Below are 15,128 nucleotides of genomic sequence, written 5' to 3' on the forward strand. Positions count from 1 at the left end.
GACCCATGGCAGATGATGCTGACAAGGAAAGCAAAACAGAAGAAGCCACCGAGCAGAAGATCCGCGACGCCTTGGAAAAGGGCAATATGCCCTTCTCCCGCGAAACGCCGATCCTCGCCGGTATTGCTTCCTTTCTGATTATCGCAGTCTTTGTCGCTGGGCCTGCCACCACGAAGCTGGCTGTCTTCCTGCGCGAACTGATCGACCGTCCCGAAGACTGGCTCCTCAACAGCGCGGAAGATGCAAGCCGCCTGTTTGGCGTGCTGGCGCTGGCCGTCGGTGCAGCCCTGGTGCCGGTGTTCATCATCATCCCGCTTGCCGGTATTGCAGCCTCCGCATTCCAGAATGCGCCGCGTTTCGTTGGCGAACGCATCCGCCCGCAAGCGTCCCGCATATCCCCGCTCAAGGGCTGGCAGCGGATTTTCGGGCGCGCCGGTCAGGTCGAGTTTCTCAAATCTCTCGCCAAATTTCTGGCTGCGAGCGTCATCGTGTTTGTTGTTTTCTTCAACGGCAACAGTCTTTTCACCGACGCGGTTGCTTCCGATCCAAGCGCCTTGCCAGAATTTCTGCGTGAGAACATGGTGCGCCTGCTCGTCGCCAATGTTCTGGCCATTACCGCAATTGCGGCTTTCGATCTTGCGTGGTCACGCATTCACTGGCGGCAGGAACTGCGCATGACGCGACAGGAAGTGAAAGACGAACTGAAGCAGTCGGAAGGCGACCCGCTGGTCAAATCGCGTTTGCGTTCGCTTGGCCGCGACCGTGCGCGCCGCCGCATGATCAACACCGTTCCGACGGCAACGCTGATCGTCGCAAATCCGACTCATTTTTCCGTAGCACTGCGTTACAAGCCCGATCAGGATGCCGCTCCGATTGTCGTCGCAAAGGGACAGGATCTCATAGCATTGAAGATCAGAGAAATAGCAGCACAGCACTCCATCCCGATATTCGAGGACGTTCCGCTGGCGCGCGCGCTCTATAAGCAGGTCAATGTCGACCAGATGATCGCGCCGGAATTCTACAAGGCGGTGGCCGAGCTTATCCGGGTCATCAATACGCGGCATGCGATACATTGATGGTTGGCCATGATATTTATATATTTCAGAACAGTGACAGCCTGTTCCCCCAGATCGGCGGTGAGACCATGAAGAGCCTGCAATTCTCGAACGAACGCGAGGCGATCATTGCCCGGAACCTGTGCGAGGTCGCAACCGATCTTCGTCTGGTCGATCCAGCGGATTACATTGCTTTCATACGCTGCGAGCTTTTCGCCAATATTGCCGATATCGTCAGTTCGGCGACCGAGCTTTATTTCTTCCCCGGCACGCTGGAACTCGGCCATGGCGGCGAATATCTCTGCGACTGGCAGTCAGCACCCGCTATCGTGCTCGACATGGAGTTTCGCAATCAGGGCGTCTATGCCTATTTCCGCCTGACGCTGACCGACAAGACTGCCGGTGTGGAGCTGAACCATATCGCGTTTGAGGACGCGGACGAAGACCCTGCCAAAAATACGGCGAGGCTCGCCAATGCTTTCGACGCAGCGCGCCTGCCGCTTCGAAAGCGGGCTTGAACAAAAAACACCGGATGCATGAAACACCCGGTGTTGCTTTCATCTCACATCGCTGTCGCAACTACACCAGATGGTGAACCTCCGGCATTTCGATGATGCCGAGCGACAGCGCCGTTGCCACCGCCGAAGTACGGTTGGAGCAATTGAGCTTGATCTTCGCGTTCTGGAGATAGGTCACGACGGTCCAGCGCGCGATGCTAAGAATTTCCGCGATCTCTCCATCCGTCTTGCCACTTGCAGCCCAGCGCAGGCAATCAACCTCACGCGGGGTCAGAAGGCTCGCAACCGTCGCGACATCCTTGCAGCCACACAAGGCTGAATGAATGATCCCCGACAGGCTCAGCAGTCGCGGGCGAAACTTGGCCACAAACTGTTCGCGATCCTCATCGGGGCTGATCTCGAAGCTGAATAGGGAGCAGCCGACTGCACCTTTCTGGCTGCGAGCCGACACGGCAATGAGAATATTGCCAAGCCCGTGCTTCTCGGCGTCCTGCAGGTACTCAGCAATGTCCGGGCAATTGCTGGCGTCTTCCTGAAGATCGCGAACAATGCCGCTGGCATCGTTTTGAAAATAAGGCGCGTCTTCGTGAAAGATCGGATCGATGACAAAATAGTTCCTGGCGGAATAACGCGCAGCCCAGTTGGTGGGTACTGTCATCACAACCGTAAGATCGGAGGAGTTGGTCTTTGCGCAATCGCCCATACGTCCGCGATAGGTGTGCAGGATATGACGGCAGCCGATCTCGTCGCGAATTCGCGTCAAGAGAGCCAGCGTATCGCTTTGGAAGGCCGTTCCAAAGAAGGTCTTTTTGAAATTCGGAAAATGAATGAGATCGAGTGTCATTTCTATAATATCCTTGGTACTCAAGCTCAATCGCTACCAGTTACTGTATTTGAAATATCAGCGAATCGCAGCCAAAGAGCTTTTCAATCATTTATAAGTGACATAAAAAATGGGGCCTCTGACAACCCGCAACTAATAGAGTGCAAACCATTACACACAAGAACAGTGCGTAAATTAAGACCCTCACGCGAAATTTATAGGCTGAGTGAAAAATAAACGTATCTAAAGTGATTTTTAAAAATCAGCTGTTCTCTTTTTGAACACTTCGCTGATCCCGACCGTAAGCACGGTAGAGAAACTCGATCGCCAGTTCGACATTCCTACGAATCGTTTCCGCTGACGGCGGCTCGGACAATACGCCGAACAAGCGGGGCCTATAGAGGCCTGAAAGAAACAGGTCGGAAAGCTGATAGGCCATCTTTTCAGGATCGAAAGGCTCCAGTTCCTCCCTCTCGATCATATCCTTGAGATATTCAGCCATCAGGACGAGACTACGCTTCGGGCCACGCTCATAGAAACGTGCCGCAAGTTCCGGCTTGCGCTCGCTGACGCCCAGAACGATACGCTGCGCGCGCACTGCCGTCGGTGACGTTATCAGCGTCACCAGCGCCACGCCAAAATCGGTCAATTGCTGGCGTGAGTTGAAACCCTTGTCGAGTTTGTCGATCAATTCACGAAACATTGTATCGCGATAATGCTCGCATAATGCGACGAACAAATCTTCCTTGCTGTTGAAGTAAACGTAGATCGTTCCCTTCGACACGCCAGCCTCGCGCGTGATGTCGTTCATGCTGGCTGCATCGAAACCCATGCGCAGGAACACATCCTGAGCGCCTTCAAGGATTTGGCGGCGTTTCGCGGGGTCCTGACCAGCGCCAAGCCGTGTGCGACCGCATTCCGTATCGGAGCAGGACGATTTTCTATCACCGGGTCGGCCGACACCTTTTTCATCATGCCGGTTCCGGTCATGCATCATCGTATCTGTCGTTCCTTTGGCGTTGCGATCGGGCTTCATTCTTCGAGACTCTTAACTTTTTTCGAACCAAGCGGTTCGATATGCTCTTGATATGCGCATCTTATTGATCTATGTCAACATCGAACCGAGCGGTTCAATCCTATGGATGTGCAGAAAGTTTCCCTATGTCCGCCCCGAAGTCCGTTGATAAGGCCGATATTCATCCGTTCCCCAACGCCAAGAACTTCGCCTCGGCAACCCAGCCGGCGACGAGTGAGGCGCCTCTGAACGAGAGATCGCAGCCCCATACCGTACCGAACCCGCAGGAAGCCGCGCCCAAGGAAACCGGTGAAACCGCCAAGGGCGGCAAGAAGAAGGGCTTCGGCAAACGTGTCCTGCTTCCCGGCATTCTGGTGGTCGCTGTCGCTGGCGGCCTCTGGTACGCCTATGACTGGTGGACGGTCGGACGTTTCATGGTTTCGACCGACGACGCTTATGTGCAGGGCGACATCGCGTCCATCGCACCCAAAGTTACCGGCTATGTCGAAAACATCCCGGTGGTTGCCAACCAGAAGGTCAAGGCTGGAGATGTGATCTTCCAGCTCGATGCAGGCGATTACCAGATCGCGCTCGACGAAGCCGAAGCCAAGCTCGCGACACAGAAGCAGACCCTCATCCGCATCAAGGCTGAGACGGATGCCGCGCAGGCAGTGCTCCAGCAGGCCAACGCAGACAAGCAGGCCGCAACCGCTGTCCTGACCAACGCGCAGAACACGATTGCGCGTGTACAGAAGCTGCATGAAACGCGTTTTGTCGCGCAGGCCGATCTCGATACCGCCCAGTCCTCTCTGGATCAGGCACGCGCCAAGGTCGCCGGTGGCGATGCGCAGATCGCGTCTGCCAAGGCCAATATCGAAGTGCTCAACGCTCAATATAGCGAAGCCGAAAGCACAATGAAATCGCTGGAACTTGCCCGCGATAAAGCCGCACGAGATCTTTCCTTCACGACGCTGCGCGCGCCGTTTGACGGTGTCATCGGCAATCTTGCAGGCAAGAAGGGCGATCTCGTTTCGCCCGGCCAGAAGATCGCGGCCCTTGTTCCGGTCAATGAGCTTTATATCGACGCGAACTTCAAGGAAACGCAGCTCGCAAAGATCAAGACCGGTGAAACCGCGCATATCTATGTCGACGCTATCGACGGCACGAAGTTCGACGGCAAGGTCGCGTCCATCGCGCCTGCCTCGGGTGCGGTATTCTCGCTTCTGCCGCCTGAAAATGCGACCGGCAACTTCACCAAGATTGTTCAGCGCGTTCCTGTTCGCATCATGATCCCGAAGGAAGCGCTGGAATCCGGCAAGATTCGCGCGGGCTTGAGTGTCGTGGTCGATATCGATACGCGCACTGCGCCTGACGAAAAGGCCAACTGATCGAACCTGCGGGTTGACTTGAAATAACAGATGGCGGCGCGGCGAAACGGGTTTCGCGCCGCCTTTCTCTTCCATTCCGGAGTGCGCCGTCATGGCCGCAGACACGACAATGGGGCCAATGGCCCCCGCAGATGACCGCATAGACCCGAAGAAGGCCATCGGCTTTCTGGCCATGGTGTTCGGCATGTTCATGGCGATCCTGGACATCCAGATCGTCTCGGCATCGCTGGCCGAAATCCAGGCGGGCCTGAGCGCCAGTTCTGACGAAATCTCGTGGGTGCAGACATCCTATCTGATCGCGGAAGTGATCATGATTCCGCTCTCGGGCTTCCTTGGGCGCCTGTTGTCGACGCGCGTGCTCTTCACTTTCTCGGCGGCGGGCTTCACCCTTGCCAGCATGCTCTGTGCGACCGCGACCAACATCGAGCAGATGATCGTCTACCGCGCCATTCAAGGCTTCATCGGCGGCGGCATGATCCCGAGCGTGTTTGCAGCGGCCTTCACCATCTTCCCGCCTTCCAAGCGTTCGATCGTCTCACCGATGATTGGCCTTGTGGCAACGCTTGCCCCCACAATCGGCCCGACGGTCGGTGGCTATCTCAGCCACGCCTTCTCATGGCACTGGCTGTTTCTGGTCAATGTCGGCCCCGGCATCCTCGTCACCATCGCCGCATGGAACCTGATCGACTTCGACGAAGGTGACAGCTCGCTCCTGAGCAAGTTCGACTGGTGGGGCCTCGTCGGCATGGCGGCATTCCTCGGCTCGATGGAATATGTTCTGGAAGAAGGCCCGCGTAACGACTGGCTGCAGGATGATGCGATCTTCTTCCTTTCCATCGTCATGACTGTCGGCGGCATCGTCTTTTTCTACCGCGCGTTCAAGGCGGAACAGCCCATCGTGGATTTGCGTGCCTTCAAGAACGTCAATTTTGCCTTCGGCTCGCTATTTTCCTTCGTGATGGGCGTCGGCCTTTACGGCCTCACCTATCTTTATCCGCTCTATCTGAGCAGCGTTCGCGGCTATGATGCCCTGATGATCGGCGAGGCGCTTTTCGTCAGCGGTCTTGCCATGTTCTTTACCGCGCCGGTGGCGGGTTTCCTGTCCAACAGGATGGACCCGCGCCTCATGATGATGATCGGCTTCCTCGGCTTTGCGGCAGGCACATGGATGGTGACTGGCCTTACCGCAGACTGGGATTTCTACGAACTGCTGCTGCCGCAAATTCTGCGTGGCTGTTCGCTGATGCTTTGTATGGTGCCGATCAACAATCTGGCGCTCGGCACGCTGCCACCAGCCTTGCTGAAAAACGCATCCGGCCTATTCAACCTGACCCGTAATCTGGGCGGTGCTGTCGGCCTTGCCGTCATTAACACGATCCTGACCCGCCGTGGCGACATGCATTACGAGCGTCTGGCCGAGCATGTCCGCTGGGGCAATGCTGAAGCGGAAAAGATGGTCGCCAATCTGACGGCCAAGTACAATGCCGCCGGTATGGACGGCGCAACAATCGCTATCGCCAAGCTTTCCGGCATGGTGCGCCAGCAAGCCACCCTGCTCTCCTTCATCGACGTGTTCTTCATCCTCACGATGATGTTCTGTTCGCTCGCTGTCTGCGCCATCATGCTGCGCAAGCCAAAACAGGTTGCCGGTGGCGGTGGGGGGCACTAAGCCCTCCACCTTCCAACTTCATACGAAACCCGTGAAGGTTCACTCATCTTTCGGAAATTTTCGTTTATCCTCAATATCCCGCATTGATGCCGCGCTGGGACAAACCCTTGTCGCGCAGGGAAAAGCCTCCCGCAGAATTATGACAGTAACGAATTTGCTGTCACATTTCCTGTCATAAAAATGCTGTTCCGGCAAACGGATGAATTGCTAAGTCCCTGAAAACGTGTTTCACTTTCCACCGCTGACAGTTTGTGACAAGCCACAAACTGTCATCCAACCGTCATGTAGGGCGGGTATCGGGAATGCGCGAGCACCGGAATCGACCGGGGGCGTTCGCCGGACCTTAAACAGGGGAGTCAAACAATGCTTGCTTACACAGCGCGTCTGCTGTCGCTTTCGACGGCAATCGCCGTTGCCGGGGTTTCCATCGCCGCTGCCGAACCGTCAGCCGAACTGATCGCCGCAGCCAAGGCAGAAGGCGAACTGACCACCATCGCACTCCCGCATGACTGGTGCGGCTATGGCGAAATCATCCAGAGCTTCAAGGACAAGTATGGCCTCAAGGTCAACGAACTGAACCCGGACGCCGGTTCGGGCGATGAAGTCGAAGCCATCAAGGCCAACAAGGACAACAAGGGCCCACAGGCTCCTGACGTCATCGACGTCGGCTTTGCGTTCGGCGCTTCGGCCAAGAAAGATGGCCTCATCCAGCCTTACAAGGTCGCGACCTGGGACGAAATTCCGGACAGCGCCAAGGATGCCGAAGGCTACTGGTACGGCGATTATTACGGTGTTCTCGCATTCGAAGTGAACAAGGACATCGTCAAGGACGCCCCTCAGGACTGGGAAGACCTCCTCAAGAGCGACTACGCAAACTCCGTTGCGCTTGCAGGTGACCCGCGCGTTTCGGCACAGGCTATCCTCGGCGTTCATGCCGCCGGTATCGCCCGCGGCGCAGAGCCGGGTGAAGCTGCCGGCAAGAAGGGCCTTGAATTCTACAAGGAGCTGAATGCCAACGGCAATTTCGTTCCGGTCATCGGCAAGGCCGCCTCGCTGGCACAGGGCTCGACCCCGATTGTCATCCGCTGGGACTACAACGCGCTCGCCGACCGCGACACGCTCAAGGGCAATCCGGAAGTCGAAACCATCATTCCGAAGTCCGGCGTTATCGCTGGTGTCTATGTTCAGGCAATCAGCGCCTACGCACCGCATCCCAATGCTGCGAAGCTGTGGATGGAACATATCTATTCGGATGAAGGCCAGCTCGGCTATCTGAAGGGCTACTGCCACCCGATCCGCTTCAATGCAATGGCGAAGGCTGGCAAGATCCCGCAGGAACTGCTCGACAAGCTGCCACCGGCAGAAGCCTATGAAAAGGCTATCTTCCCGACCCTGGAACAGATCGAGGCCGCACAGACCACGATCACCAAGGAATGGGACAGTGTCGTGGGCGCAAACGTCCAGTAAGGACCTGTAAGCACCAAGTACACACTTGGCGCATCGAAAATATATCGCGTCGGCCTTCGAACGCATCCCGAAAAGTGTGAAACGGTTTTCGGAAGAGATGCGCGATGCAGAACAAAAGTTGAGATATATTGATCTGGTTTATTCAGATCGGTGTATCTCAACGGTCGGCGCGATATCAAAGCGGCTTTCATCTGAGCCGCCGGTCCTCTTTTCCAAACAGCGCCAGCTTTTTGGCAAACAGGAAATGCTCTAGTGGATTGAATTTGACGTTTGAATCCTGACTGAATGAGACGCTGTTTCAAACGTCAAATTCAATCCACTAGCTATTTCCGGCAGGGGCGAATGGCGGCCTGCCGATCGCAAAAATAAAAACAAAAAGTCGGAACGGTTCTGTCAGTTCCGTTCTGACGGGAACCGGTCTAAAGAAAGAACGCATGAGTTCAATAGCCGAAACATCAACCCCCAGCGGAGCGCGCAAGCGCCAGCTTCCGTTGTCATGGCTTGGCGTGACACCGTTTTTCATCTTCGCCATTTTGTTTCTGATCTGGCCGACGATGTATCTCATCATCGGTGCATTTCAGGACCCGGCCGGAAATTTCACGCTCCAGAACATCCACGACCTGTTCCAGCCGCAAATCATGAGCGCCTACTGGATATCGATCAAGGTCAGCCTCGCATCGGCCATAGGCGGCGCGATCATCGGCTTCTTTCTGGCTTGGGCGGTCGTTCTCGGCAACCTGCCATCCTGGCTGCGTCCGACGGTATTGACCTTTTCCGGCGTGGCGTCGAACTTCGCGGGCGTACCGCTTGCCTTCGCCTTTCTGGCGACCCTCGGACGAACAGGCTTTGTCACGATCCTGCTCAGAGAGTGGTTCGGTTTCAATCTTTATTCGACAGGTTTCAACCTGCTCTCCTTCTTCGGCCTGACGCTGACCTATCTGTTCTTCCAGATACCGCTGATGGTGCTGATCCTGACGCCAGCGCTCGACGGCCTGAAAAAGGAATGGCGGGAAGCCTCATCCATTCTGGGTGCGACCACCGCGCAATATTGGCGCATGGTGGCCTTCCCGATCCTGTGGCCGAGCCTGCTCGGCACGACGCTTCTGCTGTTCGCGAATGCCTTCGGGGCGATTGCAACGGCCTACGCATTGACGGGCTCCTCGCTCAATATCGTGCCGATCCTGCTCTATGCCCAGATCCGCGGCGACGTTCTGCATAACCAGAACCTCGGCTACGCGCTGGCACTTGGCATGATTGTCATTACGGGTGTTTCCAACCTCATCTATATCTGGCTGCGCATTCGCGCCGAGAGGTGGCAACGATGAAAAAGAAAGGCATAAACCTCCAGAAGATCGGTGCCTGGATCGCCTTCCTGATTGGCGCGATCTACTTCCTCGTCCCGCTGATCGGCACGTTCGAATTCTCGCTGCGCATGCGGCGCGGCGAATATTCCTTCGATGCCTATCGGGTCGTGTTCTCCGATCCGAATTTCCAGGCCACCTTCGGCTATTCGATCCTGCTTGGCCTGCTGACCATCGTTTTCGGTGTGCTGCTGGTGGTGCCCACCGCCTATTGGGTGCGCCTGCGCCTGCCGCAATTGCGCCCGGTGATGGAATTCATCACGCTGTTGCCACTGGTCATTCCGGCCATCGTCATCGTGTTCGGTTACCTGCGCATCTATAATTCGTCATCGTGGCTGCCATTCACGGCGTCCACGCGGGCAACAGACGTGCTTTTGATGTTCGGCTATATGACGCTGTCGCTGCCCTATATGTACCGCGCTGTTGATACGGCGATGCGCACCATCGACGTCAATACGCTGACGGAAGCCGCGCAAAGCCTCGGCGCGGGCTGGGGCCGTATCATGTTCAAGGTGATCTTCCCGAACGTGATTTCCGGTGTGATGAGCGGTGCCTTCATAACATTCGCCATCGTCATCGGCGAATTCACGCTGGCCTCGCTTCTGAACCGCCCGGCCTTCGGCCCTTACCTGCAGTTGGTCGGCGCAAACCGCGCCTACGAACCGTCAGCGCTGGCAATCATTTCGTTCGGCATCACGTGGCTCAGCATCATCATGCTGCAGCTCGTCTCGCGCCTCAATAAATTCAAGACAACCGCCGGGTAACATTCATGGCTTTTCTCAATATCAAAAACCTGAAAAAGAGCTTCGGCGCCAATACCGTCGTCCACGATTTCAACCTCGCCGTGGAAAAGGGCGAATTCGTCTCCTTTCTCGGTCCATCTGGCTGCGGAAAGACAACCGTTCTGCGCATGATCGCCGGTTTCGAGATGCCCGACAGCGGCGCCATCGAAATCAATGGCAAGGATGTGGTCGATCTGAAGCCCAACCAGCGCAATATCGGCATGGTGTTTCAGGCCTATGCGCTGTTTCCCAATATGACGGTGGCGCAGAACGTGTCATTCGGCCTGCGCGTTGCCGGAAAGCCGAAAGCGGAAATCGACGCCACCGTAAAGGAAATGCTCGGCCTCATCCGCCTCGATCATCTGGCGGATCGTTATCCCTATCAGATGTCCGGCGGCCAGCAGCAGCGCGTCGCACTGGCCCGCGCGCTTGCCACCAAGCCGCAGGTTCTTCTGCTCGACGAGCCGCTATCGGCGCTGGATGCGAAAATCCGCATATCCTTGCGCGAAGAAATTCGCGCCATCCAGCAAAAGCTTGGCATTACGACCGTCTTCGTCACCCACGATCAGGAGGAAGCGCTGTCGATTTCCGACCGCATCGTGGTCATGCATGAAGGCCGCGCCGACCAGATCGGCTCGCCCTTCGACATCTATAACCGCCCTGCCTCGCGCTTCGTGGCATCCTTCGTCGGCACGCTCAACATGCTGGAAGCCTCAGTCAGCGAACCCGGCAAGAACAGCATTGATCTCGACGGGCGCACGATCACCGTGCAGGAGAAGCTTGACCATCATCCGAAGGGCAAGCCGTTGACGCTGGCCTTGCGCCCGGAAGCTGTCAGCCTCGAAGCTCGCAAGAGCCACGATACCTCGCTGGACGCGACTATCGAGGACGTGCACTTCCTTGGCTCTGTCATCCGCACGCGTGTGGCGCTTGGCAAGAACCGCCTGTCGTTCGACACGTTCAACGACCCGACCCAGCCTCCGCCGCAGCGCGGCGACAAAGTGACAGTGCATTTCGCCTCGCATGATCTGCTGGTGTTGGCGGATTAGAATCTCTTGCTGCCTTTTTCGAATGAAAATGAAATGGAACATCAACATTCAGCTAGCGCCAAGCTCAATGAATGTAAGTATCTATATCTTGATAAAGCGGAAACAGGCCCTGACCACAGTCTTCTTATCCATGTCGTAGAAGCCAAAGCACAATCCACACCGATTGCTACCGGGTTGCCCGAGATTGATAGCGGCGATATTCCGGTTTTCCCAATCTCTGTCGATGAAACTTGCAACGCTTTCAAAATAACTTTTGAGGGATACATCCTTTACGCTGTAACGGATGAAACACATGCTCTTGTAGAGGAGACTGAAGATTACTCCTCACCGTTACGCACATACGAATCATCCCGGTTTCTAAATTTTGTGGAAAAGAAAACATGGGATTTTGAAGATAGTCCAAGCATCAAACATTACGCGATTGTTTGCTTGGACCATGTTATCGATGTGGCTTGCAAATCGGAACCTATGATAGAAATTAGGCCGATAGATCCTGATATTCTATGCAAAATGCAAGACTGACAGTCTGAATTTCGGAACCTACAAAAAAGCCGCCCCGTGGGCGGCTTTTTCAATTACAGCGAATTTTATTCGCCCCAGGGACCGTGGAAATCGCCATCCTTGTCGATACGCTTGAAGCCGTGCGAACCGAAGAAATCGCGCTGGCCCTGAATGAGATTGGCCGTGCCGAGCGCCTGCGTGAAGCTGTCGAAATAGCTGAGCGCCGAGCCGAGCGCTGGCAGAGGCAGGCCCGCGAGTGCCGCCTTGGCGACGATCTGGCGAAGGCCCTTGGAAGCCTTGCTCATGCGCTCCACAAAAGCAGGTGCCAGCAGCAGATTGCGGCTTTCGCTGTCTTCGAAGGCATGGGCAATATCGTCCAGAAGCTGCGAACGAATGATACAGCCTGCGCGCCAGATGCGCGCCGTTTCGGCAAGCGGAATGTTCCAGCCATGCTCCTGCGAGGCGGCTTCCATCACCGCGAAGCCCTGGGCATAGGCAGCAATTTTGCCAGCAAGCAGGCCCTGCTCCAGATCGGCAAGGAATTTTGCCTGATCGGAAATGTCGAGGTTGCGCGAACCCGGCTTATAGGCTTTCGCGGCAAGCTCACGCGTGGCCTTCAGCGAGGACAGCGAACGGGCGGCAACTGCGGCTTCGATTGCCGTTGCCGGAACGCCGAGCATCTGTGCTTCGATGGCTGCCCAGCGGCCCGTGCCCTTCTGACCGGCTTCATCGAGGATCATGTCGACCATCGCCTTGCCGGTTTCCGGGTCGGTCGCCTTCAGCACCTTGGCGGTGATTTCGATCAGATAGGAGTTGAGCGGGCCTTCGTTCCACTTCTCGAACACATCACCGATGGCAGGGGCCGAAAGTCCGAGGCCGTCGCGCAGGATGCCGTAGATTTCGGCGATCATCTGCATATCGGCATATTCGATACCATTGTGGATCGTCTTGACGAAATGACCGGCGCCATCCGGGCCGACCAGCGCGCAGCAGGGCTCGCCCTTATATTTGGCGGCAGCAGCAAGCAGGATCGGCGCGATGCGCTCATAGGCTTCCTCGGTGCCACCGACCATCATCGACGGACCATGGCGTGCACCTTCCGCACCGCCGGAAACGCCCATGCCGACAAAGGTTGGGTCGTTGGGCCCAAGCGCCTTCAGACGGCGCACCGTATCGCGGTAATCGGAATTACCGGCGTCAATCATGATATCGCCCTTCTCAAGATAAGCCTTGAGGCGGGTGGTCTCAGTATCGACGGGAGCGCCTGCCTTGATGAGGAAAATGATCGGGCGCGGCTTGCGGATATTGGCAGCCAAATCCTCGAAAGTGGGGCAAGGGATGATCTTGTCGCGCAGCGGGCCAGCCTTTTCGATAAAGGCTTTGAGCACAGGCTCATCACGGTCATAGACGGCTACCGTGTAGCCTTTCTCGGCTATGTTCAGCGCCAGGTTGGAACCCATGACGCCAAGGCCGACCATTCCGATATCTGCTTTTTCCATTTTGTGCCCTTCAGAAATGCAACCGACCGGCCGTCGTCTAGACACATGCAGAACATCGAACGCCGACAAGCCGAACCGATAAGAATAGGCTGCAAGCCGGATTTCGGCAGCAGCGCATGTCAATCTGTATCCTATTGTGGGATGATCTAGGGCATATGACGCAAAGTTGATAGACCTCCTATGACGAAAATCACCGGTTTTGCCCGTGGAAGCGTCTGGTTAAATCGGTTAGCTCACCCCAAAAACCTGTATTTCGCGCACTTCACACCCGTTCCAGCTTGCGATGCAGCAGCGGCGGCAATTCGACAATTATCGCGTCATCCGCCTTCACCATACCGCCCGCAAGAACGACGGTCATGATGCCGGACTTGCGAACAAGTTCGCCATCGGGCGTGCGATCCAGCACTGCATCGAGAAGCCCGGTCTGGAAATTCTCTATCTGGGCGCAAGGGTTGCGCAGGCCCGTTGTTTCCAGAACGACCTCGTCACCAATGCGGATCAAAGCGCCCTGCGGCAGCCCCAGCAGATCAACGCCGCGCGTGGTGACGTTCTCGCCAAGATCGGCGGGTGCGATATCAAAACCCTTTTCCGCGAGCTCGTCGAAAAGCTCGGCATGAATAAGATGCACCTGCCGCAGATTGGGTTGCGTCGGGTCGGCCCGCACGCGCGATCGGTGCTTCACCGTCACGCCCTGATGCGCGTCGCCTTCGACGCCGAGTCCTGTGACGATGCGGATTTCCGGCACGACCTGCTTTGAAAAACGATGCTCGCCATCCCGCGCCACAGCCACGACAAATCCACGCATCACGTCCACCTCCCCTGACAGGATAAACAAACTTCGTTAGCCGCATTACATGGGTTATATAGCACCTGTATGAAGCTGTGGGGCAAGCACGTGAATCGCGACAAGCAGGTAAAAACGGATTTCCGCTGGGGCATTTGGGGCACAGGCACGATAGCCGCCGCCTTTGCTGCCGATATTCAGGCAAGCACTGGAATGCGCGTTACCGCAGTCTGCTCGCGAGCATCAGAAACCGCCGAAACATTCCGGCGACGTATCGGCGCCGACAAGGCGTTTGGCGATTCCGGTGAATTTCTTTCCGACGCGGATATCGATGCCGTCTATATTGCGACGCCCAGCGCCATGCATGTGCTGCAGGCCATGCAGGCAATCGCAGCCGGCAAGCCCTGCCTGATCGAAAAGCCGCTCTCGCTGGATGCCGCTGGCGCACGTCAGATCGAAGCTGCGGCAAAAGCAAAAAGCGTCTTCGCCATGGAGGCCATGTGGAGCCGTTTTCTGCCGGCGATCCGCGCTGCCAAACAGCATATCGATAGTGGTCGCATCGGCACCGTGACGCGCATCGAAGCCGATCTTTCCTATATCCGTGCCTACGACCCGCAAAGCCGCTTCTTCAGCCCGGACCTTGGCGGCGGCGCAGCATTCGATCTGGGTGTGTATCCGGTTTCGCTTGCATTGTATTTTCTCGGTCTGCCGGATCATGTCGATGGTCGCTGGCAGTGCGCCAAAAGCGGCGTGGACATGCGCACCGAGTTCCAGCTTGGCTGGCAGGGTGCCACGGCCAGCCTCTCCTGCGGCTTCGACCGCGACGGCGACAATCGCATGCTGATCGAGGGAACCAAGGGCACGATCCTTATCCACGCGCCGTTTCTGAAAGCCCAGAGGCTGACCCTGTTTTCAGCCTTTGCGGCGCGGTCGTCGCTCGGGCCGAATGGCGGCAAAGGCCTTGTCGGCAAGGTTATGAACCGCCTGCCCCTGCCGGGCCGCACAATCGAGACTTATGTCTTTTCCGGCAACGGGCTGCAGTTTCAGGCCGAAGCGGTTCGCGATGCAGTGCAAAGCGGCCAGATTTCCAATGCGACCATGCCGCTCAACCAGAGTGCCGCCGTTGCCGATATCGTTCGCAAGGTGCTGGCTAGAGCATGATTCCGAAAAGTGGGAACTGGTTTTCGGATAAAATCATGCTCAAACAAAAGTTTAGA

Annotated in this window: 14 protein-coding genes; 10 read left to right on the top strand and 4 right to left on the bottom strand. The window is 56.5% G+C overall.

Annotation, left to right across the window (positions count from 1 at the left end):
* The first annotated feature begins 5 nt into the window (after positions 1 to 5).
* Both flhB and F9K94_RS05695 read left to right on the top strand, forming a co-directional pair.
* Entirely contained in the window at positions 6 to 1,076 is a 1,071-nt protein-coding gene (gene flhB / locus F9K94_RS05690) for a flagellar biosynthesis protein FlhB (protein ID WP_061347643.1), read from the top strand.
* A 68-nt stretch (positions 1,077 to 1,144) separates the two neighbouring features.
* Positions 1,145 to 1,573, top strand: a complete 429-nt coding sequence (locus tag F9K94_RS05695; RefSeq protein WP_151556763.1) for a hypothetical protein — start codon at positions 1,145 to 1,147, stop codon at positions 1,571 to 1,573.
* A gap of 61 nt (positions 1,574 to 1,634) precedes the next feature.
* On the opposite strand, the gene F9K94_RS05700 is transcribed toward F9K94_RS05695, so the two are convergent.
* Complete coding sequence (locus tag F9K94_RS05700) at positions 1,635 to 2,417, bottom strand: helix-turn-helix transcriptional regulator (protein WP_151644199.1); 783 nt, start codon at positions 2,415 to 2,417, stop codon at positions 1,635 to 1,637.
* Positions 2,418 to 2,658: 241 nt separating this feature from the next.
* Positions 2,659 to 3,432, bottom strand: coding sequence for a TetR/AcrR family transcriptional regulator (locus F9K94_RS05705; protein WP_151644201.1), 774 nt, complete (start codon positions 3,430 to 3,432; stop codon positions 2,659 to 2,661).
* A 125-nt stretch (positions 3,433 to 3,557) separates the two neighbouring features.
* Here F9K94_RS05705 and F9K94_RS05710 point away from each other — a divergent pair, with 125 nt between their 5' ends.
* From F9K94_RS05710 to F9K94_RS05740, 7 genes are all read left to right on the top strand, one after another.
* The gene (locus F9K94_RS05710) at positions 3,558 to 4,799 is read left to right on the top strand and encodes an HlyD family secretion protein (protein WP_061347640.1); all 1,242 of its coding nucleotides are present in this window, start codon (positions 3,558 to 3,560) and stop codon (positions 4,797 to 4,799) included.
* Between the two features lie 91 nt (positions 4,800 to 4,890).
* A complete protein-coding gene (locus F9K94_RS05715) occupies positions 4,891 to 6,468 on the top strand; it encodes a DHA2 family efflux MFS transporter permease subunit (protein ID WP_151644203.1) in 1,578 nt (525 codons plus the stop codon).
* A gap of 363 nt (positions 6,469 to 6,831) precedes the next feature.
* Positions 6,832 to 7,935: an ABC transporter substrate-binding protein gene (locus F9K94_RS05720; RefSeq protein WP_061347638.1), complete on the top strand. Its 1,104-nt coding sequence runs from the start codon at positions 6,832 to 6,834 to the stop codon at positions 7,933 to 7,935.
* Positions 7,936 to 8,369: 434 nt separating this feature from the next.
* Positions 8,370 to 9,260: an ABC transporter permease gene (locus F9K94_RS05725; protein ID WP_151644205.1), complete on the top strand. Its 891-nt coding sequence runs from the start codon at positions 8,370 to 8,372 to the stop codon at positions 9,258 to 9,260.
* A complete protein-coding gene (locus tag F9K94_RS05730) occupies positions 9,257 to 10,060 on the top strand; it encodes an ABC transporter permease (RefSeq protein ID WP_061347637.1) in 804 nt (267 codons plus the stop codon). Before F9K94_RS05725 ends, F9K94_RS05730 begins: the two co-directional genes overlap by 4 nt.
* A 5-nt stretch (positions 10,061 to 10,065) precedes the next feature.
* Positions 10,066 to 11,127 (top strand): ABC transporter ATP-binding protein, encoded by a 1,062-nt coding sequence (locus F9K94_RS05735; RefSeq protein WP_061347636.1) that lies wholly within the window; start codon positions 10,066 to 10,068, stop codon positions 11,125 to 11,127.
* A gap of 33 nt (positions 11,128 to 11,160) precedes the next feature.
* The gene (locus F9K94_RS05740) at positions 11,161 to 11,649 is read left to right on the top strand and encodes a hypothetical protein (RefSeq protein WP_151644208.1); all 489 of its coding nucleotides are present in this window, start codon (positions 11,161 to 11,163) and stop codon (positions 11,647 to 11,649) included.
* 65 nt (positions 11,650 to 11,714) lie between these two features.
* On the opposite strand, the gene gndA is transcribed toward F9K94_RS05740, so the two are convergent.
* Together gndA and F9K94_RS05750 are read right to left on the bottom strand one after the other, a co-directional pair.
* Positions 11,715 to 13,127, bottom strand: a complete 1,413-nt coding sequence (gene gndA, locus F9K94_RS05745) for an NADP-dependent phosphogluconate dehydrogenase (protein WP_151644210.1) — start codon at positions 13,125 to 13,127, stop codon at positions 11,715 to 11,717.
* Positions 13,128 to 13,389: 262 nt separating this feature from the next.
* The gene (locus tag F9K94_RS05750) at positions 13,390 to 13,932 is read right to left on the bottom strand and encodes an MOSC domain-containing protein (protein WP_151644212.1); all 543 of its coding nucleotides are present in this window, start codon (positions 13,930 to 13,932) and stop codon (positions 13,390 to 13,392) included.
* A gap of 90 nt (positions 13,933 to 14,022) precedes the next feature.
* Between F9K94_RS05750 and F9K94_RS05755 the strand changes: the two genes are divergently transcribed.
* Positions 14,023 to 15,072, top strand: coding sequence for a Gfo/Idh/MocA family protein (locus F9K94_RS05755; protein WP_151644214.1), 1,050 nt, complete (start codon positions 14,023 to 14,025; stop codon positions 15,070 to 15,072).
* Positions 15,073 to 15,128: the final 56 nt, after the last annotated feature.

Source organism: Brucella tritici (genome assembly GCF_008932285.1).
GTDB classification, from domain to species: Bacteria; Pseudomonadota; Alphaproteobacteria; order Rhizobiales; family Rhizobiaceae; genus Brucella; species Brucella tritici.